Genomic DNA, 14,611 nt, shown 5'->3' on the forward strand with positions numbered 1-14,611 from the left:
TTGAAATAGAAAAAGTACGAATTCGTCACATTCGCAGGATTCGCAGGCAGCGGGCTCCCGGGCTGTCTACAGTTCCTCGGCCTTCGGGACGCTGAACGAGGCGGTGAAACCCGCGGTGTTCAGGTCGAGGTACAGCCGGCGCCGCAGCACCGCCAGGGCCTGCTCCAGCGAGGTGTCGGCCACCCGGCCGGTGACCCGCAGCACCACGTGGTCGTCGCCCGCGTTGATCAGGCCGTTCAGCACCGTGCGGGTGAGCACCGGCACCTGCGCGTCCTCGAGCATGTCGCCGAGTCGCTCCAGGTCGTCGAGCGTGCCCGGGGCCAGGGCGAGCGGCTGGGTGTCGACCAGGTCGGCGCTGGAGGTGGCGGCGGCCAGGGCGGCCAGCGCCTTGCGGGGTGCGCGGGGTACCAGCACCGGCAGGATCTCGACCAGGGTGCCGGGCACCTCGCCGCGGTCGATCGGGTTCTCGCCGGCCGCCGAGGCCAGGTCACGGTCGAGCCGGTCCAGGCTCATCCGCACCACCCGCTCGGCCGCGGCCAGCCGGCCGGCCGCGGTGGGCGGCAGGGCGGACTCGGGGGAGTCCGGGAAGCCGGCCCGGATGTCCAGCGTCAGGTGGGTCTGGGCCTGGGTGCGGTTGCCGAGGCGGGCCACCTCGCTGTGGCGCACGTGCCAGATCGTGCCGTCCTTGCCCCGCAGCCGGGTGGTCCGCAGCCCGATCTCCTCCACCACCCCGGCCGCGCCGAACGTGGTGTCCACGTAGTCGCCGATCCCGTAGGTGTCCTCGACCAGGACGAAGAGCCCGGCCACGATGTCCTTGGCCAGCCCCTGCACGCTCACCGCCGCGATCACGCCGAGCAGCCCGGCGGTGAACACCCCGGCCCGGGAGAGCCCGGTGCCGGAGACGAAGATCAGTACCCCGGCCACCACCAGTGCGGCCGAGGTGAGGTGGGCCAGGAGCGAGGCGATCGCCTTGGCCCGCTGGCGCCGGCGTTCGTTCAGTTCGGTGGCGCGCCGGGCCATTTCGTCGATGTGCGACTCGCTGCGGCGCCGGGTGCGCGGGAACAGCCGCGGCCAGGCGCGCTGCCCGGGCCAGATGGTCAGTGCGTCCCAGCGTCCGGACCAGGCACTGGTGGCGATCTTGTCGGCCACCGAGTCGATCAGACGGTGCAGGACCAGCCGGGCCACCAGCAGGCCGGCCACCACGAGTACGGCCTTGAGGGCGAGATGCGCTGCGGTGTCACCGATGTCGAGCAGAAGGCGGGTCAGGGCGTCCGGGCCGTCCTGGGCGGCGTCGGACACCTCGTTCCACAGTTGGGCAGGGTCGGCGCTGGCCGTTGTGTCCGGGCCGGGTCGGGCGGCGTCGGACACGACGGATGTTGCGGAGAGCACGGGGTTCCTTTCGGGAAGGGGAGGGACAGGAGCTGGCGCCGTCGCCGAAGTCGTCCAACGAATTGTGGCGGCCGGTTATGCCGTACTCGTCGGTCACTGGCCGTTCGGACGAGGTGGGTCCGGCGTTACGCTTCCGGAAACTGCTCGAATGAGCTAGATTTCGTTCATACCGACCGGTCGGTTGTAGTTCTCCTCAATGCCGAGAGGATCCACTGGTGAGCACTGAATCCAGCGCGACCACCCCGTCCGTCGCCGTCCCGCCGGAGACCCGCGTGGCCATCGTCACCGGCGCCGCCCGCGGGATCGGCGCGGCCACGGCCCAGCGGCTCGCGGCCGACGGGCACCACGTCGCCGTCGTCGACCTCGACGAGGCCCAGGCCAAGGGCACGGTCGAGGCGATCACCGCGGCGGGCGGCCGGGCGATCGCCGTGGGCGCCGACGTCTCCGCGGAAGATGCTGTGGCGCAGGTCGTTCAGCGGGTCGCCGACGAACTGGGCGCGCCCACGGTCCTGGTCAACAACGCCGGGATCCTGCGGGACAACCTGCTGTTCAAGATGGCGGCCGGCGACTGGGACGACGTGATCGGGGTTCACCTGCGGGGCGCCTTCCTGATGAGCCGGGCGGTGCAGAAGCACCAGGTCGCCGCCCGCTGGGGGCGGGTGGTGAACCTGTCCAGCACCTCGGCCCTGGGCAACCGCGGGCAGGCCAACTACGCGGCGGCCAAGGCCGGGCTGCAGGGTTTCACCAAGACGCTGGCGATCGAGCTGGGGCCGTTCGGGGTCACCGCCAACGCGGTCGCGCCGGGCTTCATCGAGACGGAGATGACCCGGGCCACCGCGGCTCGGGTGGGCGTGGCGTTCGAGGAGTTCGCCGCCGCCACGGCCGCGCAGATCCCGGTCCGCCGCAGCGGCCGGCCCGAGGACGTGGCCGCCGCGGTCGCCTTCTTCTGTTCTCCGGACGCATCTTTCGTCTCCGGTCAGGTTCTCTACGTGGCAGGCGGTCCCCGCACATGAGCATCGAGATCGCTTCTCCCGAGCAGCTTCCGGAGGCGGTGGGGCGTTCGGCCACCGGGGAGTGGTTCGCCGTCGAGCAGGACCGGATCGACCGGTTCGCCGAGGTGACGGAAGACCATCAGTGGATCCACACCGATCCGGTGCAGGCGGCGGCCGGGCCGTTCGGCGCGACCGTGGCCCACGGCTACCTGACCCTCTCGCTGCTGCCCCGGCTGGTGGCCGGCCTGGTCGAGGTGAAGGGCGTGTCCATGATCGTCAACTACGGTCTGGACCGGGTGCGTTTCGTGACGCCGGTGAGCGTGGGATCCCGGGTGCGGGCCCACACCACCATCGTCTCGGCCGAACCGGGCTCCCGCGGAACCCGTCTGACGTCCGACGTGGAGGTCCAGGTCGAGGGCGGTGACCGGCCGGCCATCGTGGCCCGGTCGATCTCGCTGGTCGTGCCCTCGCCCTGAACCTCCCGGCGCAGGTGGCGGTCAGCTCACCCGTTCGAGCACCATGGCCATGCCCTGACCGCCGCCCACGCACATCGTCTCCAGGCCGAACGTGCCGTCACGTTCCTGGAGACCGTGCACCAGCGTGGTGGTGATCCGGGCGCCGGTCATGCCGAACGGGTGGCCGACCGCGATCGCCCCGCCGTGCACGTTGACCTTGTCGAGGTCGGCCCCGATCTCCTTGGCCGAGGGCAGCACCTGCGCGGCGAAGGCCTCGTTCAGCTCCACCAGGTCGATGTCGCCGATGGTCAGGCCGGCCCGGGTGAGCGCCCGGCGGCTGGCCTCGACCGGCCCGAGGCCCATGATCTCCGGCGACAAGGCTGTGACGGCGGTGGAGACGATCCGGGCCAGCGGGGTCAGGTCGAACTCCTCCACCGCCCGGTCGCTGGCGATCACCAGGGCCGCGGCGCCGTCGTTGAGCGGGCACGCGTTGCCCGCCGTCACCGTGCCGTCCGGCCGGAACCGCGGCTCCAGCCCGGCCAGGGTCTCCGCCGTGGTGCCCGGGCGCGGGCAGTCGTCGGCCGCCACCACGGTGCCGTCGGGCAACGTGACCGGGGTGATGTCCCGGGCCCAGAACCCACTGGCGATCGCCGCCTCGGCCCGGCCCTGGCTGAGCGCGGCGTAGGCGTCCTGCTCCTCGCGGGAGACCCCGGTCAGCTGCGCCACGTTCTCGGCCGTCTGCCCCATCGAGATGTAGATGTCGGGCAGTTCACCGTCTTCGCGCGGGTCGTGCCAGGTGGTGCCGCCCTCGGCCGCGCGGGCACTGCGGGCGACGGCGTCGGCGAAGCGCGGGTTGGTGAGGTCCTCGCCGGGGATGTAGTCGCTGCTGCCGCGTTGCATCCGGCTGACCGACTCGACCCCGGCCGAGATGAACACGTCGCCCTCGCCGGCCCGGATCGCGTGCAGTGCCATCCGCGTGGTCTGCAGGCTGGAGGAGCAGTACCGGTTGACCGTGGTGCCGGGCACGTCGTCCAGCCCGGCCAGGACCGCGACCACCCGCGCCTGGTTCATGCCCTGCTCGCCGCCGGGCATGCCGCAGCCGAGCATCAGGTCCTCGACCCGGCCCGGATCGAGCCCCGGCACCTTGGCCAGCGCGGCCCGGACCATGTCGGCGGCCAGGTCGTCGGCCCGCACCCCCTTCAGCGAGCCCTTGTGGGCCCGCCCGATCGGCGACCGGGCGGTGGCGACGATGTAGGCCTCAGCCATCGGATCCTCCTTCTTCTGCAGTGGTCGGTGAGTTCAGACGAACGCGGAGACGCCGGTGATGTCCCGGCCCACGATCAGGTTGCTCATGTCCCGGGTGCCCTCCAGCGAGTACAGCGCCTCGGCGTCGCCGAAGTAACGGGCCACCCCGCCGGCCAGGGTGATCCCGTTGCCGCCGAGCAGTTCCCGGCACCAGGCCACCACCTCGCGCATCCGGCTGGTCGCGTACGACTTGGCCAGGGCGGCGTGGGCGTGGCTCTGCCGGTCCTCGTCCTCCATCCGCGACACCTGCACGCACAGGGCGATGCAGGCGGTGATGTTGCCCAGGCACTGGGCCAGCCGGTCCTGGACGAGCTGGTACGAGGCGATCGGCTTGCCGAACTGCTCACGCTCGCCGACGTAGCGCAGGGCCGCCTCGTAGGCGCCGATCGCGACCCCGACCGACTGCCAGGCCACCCCGGCCCGGGTCAGCCGCAGCACGGTGGCGACGTCCTCGAAGGACCGGATCTCGGGGAGCCGGTCGGCCTCGTCAACCTCCACGCCCTGCAGCACGATGTCGGCGTTCTGCACGATCCGCAGCGACTGCTTGCCCTGGATCTTGGACGTGCTGAAGCCGGGCGTGCCGCGCCGCACCAGGAAGCCCTTGACCTGCTGGTCGGCCACGTCACGGGCCCAGATCACCACGACGTCCGCGAACGTGGCGTTGCCGATCCAGCGCTTGGCGCCGTCCAACACCCAGGTGTCACCGCGGCGCTCGGCGGTGGTGCGCAGCCCTCGGGCCGAGTCCGAGCCGGACAGCGGTTCGGTCAGGCCGAACGCGCCGATCAGCTCGCCCCGGCTCATCGGCGGCAGCCAGGTCTGCTGCTGCTCGGGCGAGCCGCCCAGGGCGATCGAGTTCATGCTCAGGCCGCTCTGGACCCCCACGAACGTCGCCGTCGAGGCGTCCACCCGGCCCATCTCCAGCGCGGCCCAGCCCCGGAAGACCGAGCTGTTCTCGAAGCGCGCCGTGCTGGGGATCTGCAGGCCGAACATTCCCAGGTCGGCCAGCGGCCGGATGATCTCGCGGGGGAACTCGGCCCGGTCCCAGTAGTCGTCGGCGATCGGGCGTACCTGCTGTTCCAGGAAGGTGCGCAGCCGCAGCACCGCCTGCTGTTCCACCGGGCTGAGGTCGGCCTGGAAGTTGTAGAAGTCGGCCTTCAGTGTGGCCGGAACCGGGGTGTCGAGGCGATCGCCCGCACTTCCCGCGGGCCGGACTTCGCCAAGCGTCTCGGTCATGGTCTCCCTCGATCGTCGTCGGCCGAGCTCGTGCATCACTTCCGAGAATGTTGCACCACGACCCGGGGCCCGGTCTACAGTTCCCTCATGCCGAACGCCGCAACCACATTCGCCGGCGAGGACCTGCCCGGATCGCACGGCACCGCCCTGGCCCTGGTCGGCGCGGCCAGTGCGCCCTCCTGGCTGTCGCAGCGCCTGCACAGTGGTGAGCACCCCGACACGGCGGCCGCCTTCCGGCTGGCCCGCGAGACGTTCATTGCTGGTCAGCGCATCGACATGGGACGTCTGGCGGCCCGCCTCGGGATCGACCGGACATCGTTGTTCCGCTGGGTGGGCAACCGGGACAGCCTGCTGTCGGAGGTGCTGTGGTCGCTCGCCGTGCCCACGTTGTCCCAGGCCGACGAGGCGCACGCCGGGCTGCGCGGGCCCGAACGGGTGGTGGCGGTGCTCACGTCGTTCGCCGAGGACCTGATCTCGGCGGAGTACTTCCGTACCTTCCTGCGCCGCGAACCGGCCCGGGCCCTGCGGCTGCTGACCACGCAGGAGAGCGAGATCCAGCGGCGCTACGTCGCGGTGGTCGAGCACCTGGTGCGGACCGAGCTGGGGGAGCACCCGTTCGGCACCGCGATATCCCCGGGCGAGCTGGCCTATCTGCTGGTGCGGATCTCGGAGTCGCACACCTACGCGGACCTGATCACCGGAGACACCCCGAGCTTCGACCGGGTGCGCACGGCCTTCGAGTTCGTGGTGCGGCCGGCCGGAGACGCCCGATGAGTGAACCGGCCGGCGGCTACCACGGTCTGTTCCCGACCCGGTGGAACGACAACGACCAGTACGCGCACGTGAACAACGCGGTCTACTACGAGGCCATGGACACCACGATCAACACCTGGCTGATCACGGTGGGGGGTCTGCGGCCGGTCGGAAGCAGCGAGATCGCGGTTTGCGTGTCCTCGGCCTGCGAGTACCGGGCGCCGATCTCGTTCCCGGACGTGATGCGGGTGGGCCTGCGAGCGGGGCGGGTGGGTAGCTCCAGCGTCACGTGGGAGCTGGAGATCCACCGGGTTCCGGGTGCGGAGGAAACGGCAGGTGCGGGGGACGAGCCGGCCGCGGTCGGGCGTTTCGTGCACGTGTTCGTAGATGCCGAGAGCCGTCGGCCGGTGCCGATTCCGCCCGATCTGCGGGCCGCGATCGAGCGGGATCTGCTCGTCTGATGTTCGACGGGAGGCCCCCTCAGGCGCGCTGACGCGCCCCAGGCCGCCACACTCGTCCCTAGTTCGCGCAAGCCGGCCACCTCGTTCTCCGACCGTCCCCGCAAAGCTGCCACCACCCGTCCCCAAAAACCCGTCGCCCACACCCCTGCACGACAAACCGACCGAGCGGTATGCTGCCGGAAGTCGCAGGTTCTGGGCGAGAGGAACACGGATGACCCAAGACTCACGCTCCGGTGCGGCGTCCCCGCCGACCCCGGGCCTGGACGTCCCCCGGTTCGAGAGCTGGTTGCGCCGGGCGCATCCCGACCTGGCCGGGCCCGGTGAACTGACCGCCACACTCATGCCCGGCGGTCGCTCCAACGTCACCTATCGCATCGCAGGCGCTGCCCAGCCGATGGTGCTGCGCCGGCCCCCGCTGGGGCACGTCCAGGCCACCGCCCACGACATGGCCCGCGAGCACCGGGTGATCAGCGCGCTGGCCGGAACCTCGGTCCCCGTACCTCAGGCGCTCGCTCTCAACCCCACGGCCGACGTCTCCACCGGCTTGGACTCCCCGTTCTTCCTGATGTCCTGGGTTCCGGGCCACGTGCTCACGCACCGGGGGCAGAACGCGGGGTACACGCCCGGTGAGCTCCGGGAAGTCAGCTTCGAACTCGTCCGGCTCCTGGCCGAACTGCACCGGCTCGACCCGGACAGCGTCGGGCTGGGCGACTTCGGCCGTCCCGAGGGCTATCTGGGCCGCCAGTTGCGCCGTTGGGGTCTGCAGTACGACGGCTCGCGCTCGCGCGATCTGCCCCGGCTGGACCTGTTGCAGGAACGACTGCGGGAGGGCGTTCCGGAGACCGTCCGTAGTGGACTCGTGCACGGGGATTTCCGTCTGGACAATGCGCTCGTCCGTCCCACCGGCGGGGCTTCGCCCATCAGCGCGATCCTCGACTGGGAGCTGTCCTCGCTGGGAGACACCGCGGTCGACATCGGTCTGCTGGGGCTGTACTGGGAGATCAACGCGATCGTGCCGGGCCGGGCCTTCAGCGCCGTCGACCCGGCGGCCGGTTACCCCTCGTTCGAGGAACTGCTGGACACGTACGGCGAGATCCTGCGCACCCACGTCGCCCACCTTGCCTGGTACCGCGCCTTCGCCGCCTTCAAGCTGGCGGTGATCCTCGAGGGGGTCCACTTCCGGCACCAGGCCGGAGAAACCGTCGGCGGGGGTTTCGAGAGCATCGGCGACTATGCCCGACCCCTCGCCGAGCACGGCCTGGCCCATCTGTCAGGCGCAGCCACCAGCTGAGGAGACCACGTGGACTTCGCACCGGACGAACGCACCCGGGAACTCACCGACCAGGCCCGGGCCTTCCTGGCCGGCCACGTCCTGCCGGCCGAACCGGTTCTGCACCAGCAGCTCGCCGCTGAACCGGATCGCTGGTCGGCACCTCCGGTGGTGCGGGAACTGCAGGAAAAGGCGCAGGCGGCCGGGCTGTGGAACCTGTTCTTGCCGGGCGCGCACGGCGCCGGGCTCAGCCAGTTGCAGTACGCGCCGATCGCCGAGCTCACGGGACACTCGCCGCAGTTGGCCCCGGTGGCGATGAACTGCGCGGCCCCCGACACCGGGAACATGGAGCTGCTGGCTCAGTTCGGAACTCCGGCGCAGCAGGAGCGGTGGCTGCACCCGTTGCTGCGGGCCGAGATCCGGTCGGCGTTCTGCATGACCGAACCCGGCGTCGCCTCCTCCGACGCCACCCAGATCGCCACCCGCATCCGCCGGGAGGGCGACGAGTGGGTGATCACCGGACGCAAGTGGTGGTCCACGGGGGCGATGAGTCCGGACGCGCGCCTGCTGATCGTCATGGGAGTCACCGACCCGGACGCGCCCCGGCATCGGCAGCAGAGCATGGTGCTGGTGCCGCGGGAGACCGAGGGCGTGCAGATCGTGCGGCCGCTGACGGTTTTCGGTTACGACGACCGCGACCACGGTGGCCACGCCGAAGTCGCGTTCGACGAGGTCCGGGTGCCGGCCGACGCCGTGCTGGGCGGTGCCGGTGAGGGATTCGCGATTGCCCAGGCCCGGCTCGGCCCGGGGCGCATCCACCACTGCATGCGGTCCTTGGGGGCGGCCGAGCGGGCCCTGGACCTGGTGCGCGAGCGGGCCACGGCGCGTTCCACCTTCGGGCGGCCCCTGGCCGAGCGAGGGGTGATCCGTGAGTGGATGGCCGAGGCCCGGATCCAGCTCGAGGCTCTGCGCCTGCTCGTGCTCAAGACCGCCTGGCTGATGGACACGGTCGGCAACAAGGCCGCGATGACCGAGATCCAGGCGATCAAGATCGCGGTGCCCCGGGCCGTCCAGGAGATCCTTGACCGCGCGATCCAGGTGTTCGGCGCGGCCGGGGTGTCGGACGAGGTGCCCTTGGCGGCCCTGTGGGCCGGCGCCCGTGCCCTGCGCCTGGCCGACGGACCCGACGAGGTGCATCTGTCCTCACTGGGCCGCGCCGAGTTCCGGCGGGCTCCCGTTCTCTGAGGCACAAACGTCCATTGTTCTGAAGCTTTTTCACTGGCAAGGCACCCGCTCAGCGACGAGACAGGGGATCCACGATGAACCCGCACCATGACGATGCACTGACCGGAGCTGGGCACGGCACCCTCTCCGTGGCCGCCATCCTGGCCGAGACCGCCCGCCGTACCCCCGAGCGCACGGCGCTGGTGATGGGGGAGCAGTCCATCGCTTACGGTGCTCTCTGGGACCAGACTCGCGCTTACGCCGGGGCATTGGCTGCGCGGGGGGTCGGCCCGGGAACCCGTGTGGCTGTGCTGATACCTAACGTGCCGGACTTCGCTCGTGTGTACTACGCCGTGCTGTCGCTAGGGGCCGTCGTGGTTCCGGTGCATCTGCTGTTCAAGGCCGAAGAGATCGAGCACGTGTTGCGCGACAGTGGTGCATCCCTGCTGGTGTTGGCGGCCCCCGCGCTGGCGGACGGACTTCCCGCGGCGACATCGGCCGGGGTGCCGGTGGTGACGGTGCTGCTGCCCGAGGGTGCTGGTGGTCCGGAGGGCCCGAGCCGGTTGGAGGACGAGGCCCGCGCCAGTGAGCCGATCCGCCACTACGTATCGGTGAACCCGCTGGCGCCGGCCACGATCCTGTACACCAGCGGTACCACCGGCCGGCCCAAGGGGGCCGTGTCCAGCCACCTGGCCCTGGTCGAGCAGGTGCACGTCGCCCTGATCGACACCGCCGAGATCACCTCCGACGACGTGATCTTCGGGGGACTGCCGTTCTTCCACACCTTCGGCCAGTCCTCGGTGCTGAACATCGGGTTCCGGCGCGGGGCCTGTGTGCTTCTGCTGCCCCGCTTCGATCCGGACGAGGCCCTGAGTCTGATGGTGCGCCACGGTGCCACCATTTTCACTGCCGTACCCACGATGTTCCTGGGGCTGGTGCAGGCGGCGACGCGTGCTGAGGGCGTTCCGCCGCTCAAGTACGCGGTTTCCGGTGGGGCCGCGTTGCCGGTGCCCCTGCTCGAGGCGTTCGAGAAGACGTTCGGCGCGGCGGTGCACGAGGGCTACGGCCTGACCGAGACCTCTCCCACGGTGTCGTTCAACTACGTGGGCGAGCCGCCCCGGCCGGGGACCGTCGGCCGGGCGCTGTGGGGTGTCGACGTGGAGATCGTGGACCCGGCGGTGGACGACGCGATCGTCTTTCTGGACGCCGGCCAGCTCGGCGAGATCGTTGTGCGTGGGCACAACCTGTTCAAGGGGTACCTGGGCAATCCCGAGGCGACCGCGGCGGTCATGGTGGACGGCTGGTTCCGCACCGGCGACCTGGGGACGAAGGGTGAGGACGGCGTCGTCACCATCGTCGACCGGAAGAAGGACATGATCGTGCGCAACGGGTACAACGTGTACCCGCGTGAGGTGGAGGACGTGATCCTGCGCCACCCGGACGTCGCTCAGGCCGCTGTCTTCGGGGTACCGGATGCCGTGCACGGCCAGGAAGTGCACGCGGCAGTGGTGCTGGCGCCCGGAAAGTCGCTGCCCGGCCAGGAACTTCTGGAGTTCGTACGGGAGCGGGTGGCGGCCTACAAGTATCCGAGGGTGGTGCACGTGCGGGAGTCGCTGCCCACCGGCGCCAGCGGCAAGCTGCTCAAGCGGGAACTGGTTGCTGAGCAGGCAACGGCGGGCAACGTCTGATCAGAAGGGTGGTTCGCCGTCCCCGGGGTGCTGGCTGGTGCTTTCGCCCCGGGGGGCGTGCGGCGGGCGGGGTAGGGACGGGAGACTGCGCAGGTTCAGCATGCGGCGTAGGTCATGGACGGCTTGGCGGTCGAGCCTCTGCTGCCAGCGGCGGGTTCGGCGGGACGTGCGGGTGTTGGCGGGCAGGGTGTCTTGGTGGGTGTCTCGGTAGGTGTCTTGGTAGCTGGCGGTGTCGGAGCTGGAGTCAGTTGCCGCCGATGCTGCGGCGCTTGGACTGGCCGCGGACGGCGCAGTTGACCCACGTGAGGCGGATCTGGGCGAGGCAGGCCTGGGCACTCTTGCGGCGGACGTCGTTGCCCGCGCCGCGTCGGAATCGGGGCCGGACGGGTTGGGTGGGTTGGGCGTCGGTCCCTGAGCGGCGCCGGTAGTTCTGCTTCCTTGACGGGGTTTCGTCGAGGGGACAGGTGGCAGAGTCCAGCCCTTCATTCCGGGTAGGCAGGGTGGTGCGCTGTTGTGGCTGGTTCCGTCCGGCGTGGTCCAGATGATGGTGCCGTAGGGGTAAGGCTCGTCGGGGCGGGTCAGGCGGGCTTGCCACCCTCCGAAGGTCTTCAGGCGGTGGTGCCGGCGGCAGGCCGGCCTCATGTTGCAGGTGCACGAATACCCGCCCTGGTCAAAAGGTCTCACATGATCGAGATCGCATCTGCTGGAAGGCTGGGGGCAGCCAGGGTAGGTGCAGTGCTGGTGGCGGGAGACGATCTGGCGGATCACGGCTGAACTGAGGCGGTAGCGATTGGCCTCGGGTGAGGCGTGATCGTTGCCCTCCGGGCATCCGGCGGGTGGGAAGCTGCCCGGGGGGATGGGAGATGCGGGGAGCAGGGTGATGCTGCCGGCCATGGCTGCCAGTTGGCGGGCGTAGTCGGCTGCGATGGCCCCGTAGCCCTGGAGGAGGCCTGGGGTGTCGTTCAGGCCCAGGAGCGTAGCGTCGGAAATGGTGACGACGAGGTGTGGGCCTCGGCCCCTGCGGCGGGGGAGCGTGGGCAGCTTCCAGAAGGCAGGGATGTGCCCTGCAGGGAGTGGCTGTAGCCCGAACTGGGTGTACTCGTGCGCCTCAGCCTCCGCCGTTGCTTCAGCCTCGGCGTTGCCTTCATCAGGGGCACGGCCGAGGCTATCGCCCGCAGTTGCAGGTTCGTCCTGACGGCAGGGTGGGCAGTCGGTCTCTGCCGCGTCTGCAGTGCCCTGCTCGGGCTGCGGATCTGTTGATGACGTTGCTGCCGGGGTGCTGGTGCTTGAGTCTGCTGGTGTGGCCGAGCTCTTAGCCCCCGCGGCGTCGGGTTCGGTGGCAGTGCGCGGAGCGCCGGCGTCAGGGGTCCGTGCCGCCCGGGGCTCGCGGGTGTCGTAGTCGTGGTCTTCGCGAACGTACTGACGGGGGTCCTGGGCCAGGGGTACGTCGATCCCCTCGGCCAGGGCACGGAAGATGGCGGCCAAGGCATCTGCGCGTCGTTGTTCGTGGGTGCGGGGATCAGGTGTGCCCTCTGCCAGGGCAGCGTCGCGGCAGGCGTCGGCCATGGCGTCCAGGACGCCCTCGATCAGTTGTACGACGTCGGCGCTCAGAATCGCTCCGAGCGCGGCCATGCCGTCGGGCAGTACCTGCCCCCAGATCCGCCGGTCGGCCTTGGCGCGGGCGTGAGCGGCGTTGGCATCCTTCGGCATCAGGCTCAGGAAGAAGCGGTCGATCAGCTTTTCCAGGGCCGGGTAGGTGAGGGAGGGCGACTGGTCGACCAGTGCGGCCTGGAGAACGGCCCACTGGGGGCAACGCGGGCCGAACCATTCCAGGCCCGCGCGGGGATGGTGCATCCTGTTGCTGATCAGCCGGGCTCGGGCCCAGTCCAGCCGGCCGTCACGCAGCAGGGTCAGCACGTGGGGCAGATTGGTGGCCAGTTCGCAGGCGGACCTGACCAAGCTGTTCGCCCACTGCGGGGAGACCGTGAGCTCGGGGGCCAGTCGCGCGGCGACCAGCGTGGAAGAACCGATCTGGGACGGAGAATCGCTGTCTGGACTCTCGGGACTCTCGGGACTCTCTGGGCTGTCCTGACCGTCCTGACTCTCCTGGCCGGCTGGATCCTTACGGCCGCGGCGCTGCCCACGGCGGGCCGGGGTGGTCTGAGCGGTCATCAGCGTCACCGCCTCGACCTGGATGGCCGCGGCCTGCCGCATCAGGCGCTCGCACTCCAGCACCGTCTCTGCCAATGACGTGTCGTCCAGACCGGTCAGATCGATGCTGCCGAGGTCGATCGCGACCTGCGTGGGGAAGGTGGCTGCCTCGGCGACCGCGTGGGCTGAAGGGCTCGCCCCAGCCGGACCAGCCGGCTGGGGCGTGACCACCGTTCGAGGTGCGATGACAGTCTTGCCGACCAGAAACGTCCCCTCGCTCAGTCTGCTCACATCAACACCCCCCGGTGGCAATGATTTTCGCCGTCTCAACTCCAATGAGACAAAGCTAGACCAAGCCACCGACAGTCTTGAACAAGGAGCAGACCGGCTCAGGAGGCGGAAGGAATTCCTTCGCCGCTGAGCGGGACGGCCGACCCGGTGAACGGCTCGACGGGGCCGGTCTCGGTGTCGGTGGTGAAGACCTGACCGTCGAGGTAGGCCTGGACTCCCTTGCTCACCACGGTGATCCCGGCGCCGCCGAAGGCGTCGTGGTTGGTCGCCGAGAACGTCGCCGGGACGATCCCGTTCGACTTCACCGCACCGGAGTTCAGTGCCTCGATGACGCCCTCGCGGGTGGGGTTCTCACCGGCGCGGCTCAGCGCCTCGGCGAAGGTGTAGGCCACCGACATCCCGTAGATGGTGTTGCCGGTGAACGGGGCGTCGGAGTTGTACTCGGTGTTGATCTGCTGGAACAGCTTCACCCACTCGTCGTCGGCGTTGAAGGGCAGGTAGTTCGCCGCGACCAGTCCCTCCAGCAGTTGCGGGCCGACGTCCTCACCCAGGTATTCCACCAGCGTCGGGTAGTCGCCGCCGGAGGACGAGGTGGCCCACGAGGCGCGGTATCCCATCTGGGCCGCGGTGCCGAGCGCCAGCGCGGTGAAGCCGTTCACCGTGGCCAGCATGTTCACCGTGCAGCCGGCCGCCTGCAGGGCACCGATCTGGGCGGTCAGCGACTCGTTGGAGACGGCGTACTCCTCCTCGGCGGTGAGCTCGCCGAGCACCTGGGTGATCCCCTTGGTGAGGTCCGCGCCGAAGTCGTCGTCCTGGCGCAGGACGCAGAACTTGGCGTCGGGGTTCTCCTCCTTCAGGTAGTGCGCCAGGATCTTGCCCTCGCGCACGTAGTCGACGTTGAAACCGAAGGTCTGGGGCAGCTTGTCCGGCTGGTTCCACAGGCTCGCCCCGGAGGCCACGAACAGGTCGGGCACCTTCTGCTGGGCCAGGTAGTCGACCACGGCCGAGTGGGTGGGGGTGCCGAGGCCGTTCACGATCGCGAAGACCTTGTCCTGCTGGACCAGTTCACGGACCACGGTGGAGGTGGTGGCCGGGTTGTAGCCGTCGTCGCGGACCACGTACTCGATCTTGCGGCCGTTCACGCCACCCTTGTCGTTCAGGTAGGAGAAGTACGCCGAGGCGGCCTTGGAGATCGAGGAGTAGCCGGCCGCGGCCGGCCCGGTGAGCGGGGTATGGGTGCCGATCTTGACGGAGGTCTCGCTGACCCCGGGACTGGTCGCGGTTCCGGAGTCCTCGTCCTCGGGGGTGCTGCAGGCGGCCAGTCCGGCGCCGAGCAGAGCAGTGGCGATCAGGAACGCGGCCGGGCGGCGCACGCTGGGTCGGGAGAGCGACGTCATTG

12 protein-coding genes are annotated in these 14,611 nt (G+C 70.1%); 7 read left to right on the top strand and 5 right to left on the bottom strand.

Features of this window, described 5'->3' with window-relative positions; all coding sequences use genetic code 11:
- Positions 1–66: 66 nt before the first annotated feature.
- Entirely contained in the window at positions 67–1,389 is a 1,323-nt protein-coding gene (locus LWF15_RS12805) for a mechanosensitive ion channel family protein (RefSeq protein ID WP_232810737.1), read from the bottom strand.
- A 215-nt stretch (positions 1,390–1,604) separates the two neighbouring features.
- On the opposite strand from LWF15_RS12805, the gene fabG reads away from it, so the two are divergent.
- Together fabG and LWF15_RS12815 are read left to right on the top strand one after the other, a co-directional pair.
- Positions 1,605–2,402: a 3-oxoacyl-ACP reductase FabG gene (gene fabG / locus LWF15_RS12810; protein WP_232810739.1), complete on the top strand. Its 798-nt coding sequence runs from the start codon at positions 1,605–1,607 to the stop codon at positions 2,400–2,402.
- Positions 2,399–2,857, top strand: a complete 459-nt coding sequence (locus LWF15_RS12815; protein ID WP_232810741.1) for a MaoC family dehydratase — start codon at positions 2,399–2,401, stop codon at positions 2,855–2,857. The genes fabG and LWF15_RS12815 overlap by 4 nt, the downstream gene beginning before the upstream one ends.
- Before the next feature lie 21 nt (positions 2,858–2,878).
- On the opposite strand, the gene LWF15_RS12820 is transcribed toward LWF15_RS12815, so the two are convergent.
- Together LWF15_RS12820 and LWF15_RS12825 are read right to left on the bottom strand one after the other, a co-directional pair.
- The gene (locus LWF15_RS12820) at positions 2,879–4,102 is read right to left on the bottom strand and encodes an acetyl-CoA C-acetyltransferase (RefSeq protein WP_232810742.1); all 1,224 of its coding nucleotides are present in this window, start codon (positions 4,100–4,102) and stop codon (positions 2,879–2,881) included.
- A gap of 33 nt (positions 4,103–4,135) precedes the next feature.
- A complete protein-coding gene (locus LWF15_RS12825; RefSeq protein ID WP_232810752.1) occupies positions 4,136–5,374 on the bottom strand; it encodes an acyl-CoA dehydrogenase family protein in 1,239 nt (412 codons plus the stop codon).
- A gap of 87 nt (positions 5,375–5,461) precedes the next feature.
- Between LWF15_RS12825 and LWF15_RS12830 the strand changes: the two genes are divergently transcribed.
- The 5 genes from LWF15_RS12830 to LWF15_RS12850 all read left to right on the top strand — a co-directional run bounded on the left by LWF15_RS12830 (position 5,462) and on the right by LWF15_RS12850 (position 10,770).
- Complete coding sequence (locus LWF15_RS12830; RefSeq protein ID WP_232810753.1) at positions 5,462–6,148, top strand: QsdR family transcriptional regulator; 687 nt, start codon at positions 5,462–5,464, stop codon at positions 6,146–6,148.
- Complete coding sequence (locus LWF15_RS12835) at positions 6,145–6,588, top strand: acyl-CoA thioesterase (RefSeq protein WP_232810755.1); 444 nt, start codon at positions 6,145–6,147, stop codon at positions 6,586–6,588. The genes LWF15_RS12830 and LWF15_RS12835 overlap by 4 nt, the downstream gene beginning before the upstream one ends.
- Positions 6,589–6,799: 211 nt before the next feature.
- Positions 6,800–7,879 (top strand): phosphotransferase family protein, encoded by a 1,080-nt coding sequence (locus LWF15_RS12840; protein ID WP_232810757.1) that lies wholly within the window; start codon positions 6,800–6,802, stop codon positions 7,877–7,879.
- Positions 7,880–7,888: 9 nt separating this feature from the next.
- Positions 7,889–9,103, top strand: a complete 1,215-nt coding sequence (locus tag LWF15_RS12845) for an acyl-CoA dehydrogenase family protein (RefSeq protein ID WP_232810759.1) — start codon at positions 7,889–7,891, stop codon at positions 9,101–9,103.
- Between the two features lie 74 nt (positions 9,104–9,177).
- Positions 9,178–10,770 carry a long-chain-fatty-acid--CoA ligase gene (locus LWF15_RS12850; protein WP_232810760.1) on the top strand — a complete coding sequence of 531 codons (1,593 nt, stop codon included), beginning with the start codon at positions 9,178–9,180 and terminating at the stop codon, positions 10,768–10,770.
- Here LWF15_RS12850 and LWF15_RS12855 read toward each other — a convergent pair whose 3' ends face one another.
- Both LWF15_RS12855 and LWF15_RS12860 read right to left on the bottom strand, forming a co-directional pair.
- Entirely contained in the window at positions 10,771–13,212 is a 2,442-nt protein-coding gene (locus LWF15_RS12855) for an HNH endonuclease signature motif containing protein (RefSeq protein ID WP_232810762.1), read from the bottom strand. It abuts the gene before it with no gap.
- Between the two features lie 98 nt (positions 13,213–13,310).
- The gene (locus tag LWF15_RS12860; RefSeq protein WP_232810764.1) at positions 13,311–14,609 is read right to left on the bottom strand and encodes an ABC transporter substrate-binding protein; all 1,299 of its coding nucleotides are present in this window, start codon (positions 14,607–14,609) and stop codon (positions 13,311–13,313) included.
- Positions 14,610–14,611 lie beyond the last annotated feature (2 nt).

This window comes from Kineosporia rhizophila (assembly GCF_021277265.1).
Classification (GTDB): Bacteria; Actinomycetota; Actinomycetes; order Actinomycetales; family Kineosporiaceae; genus Kineosporia; species Kineosporia rhizophila.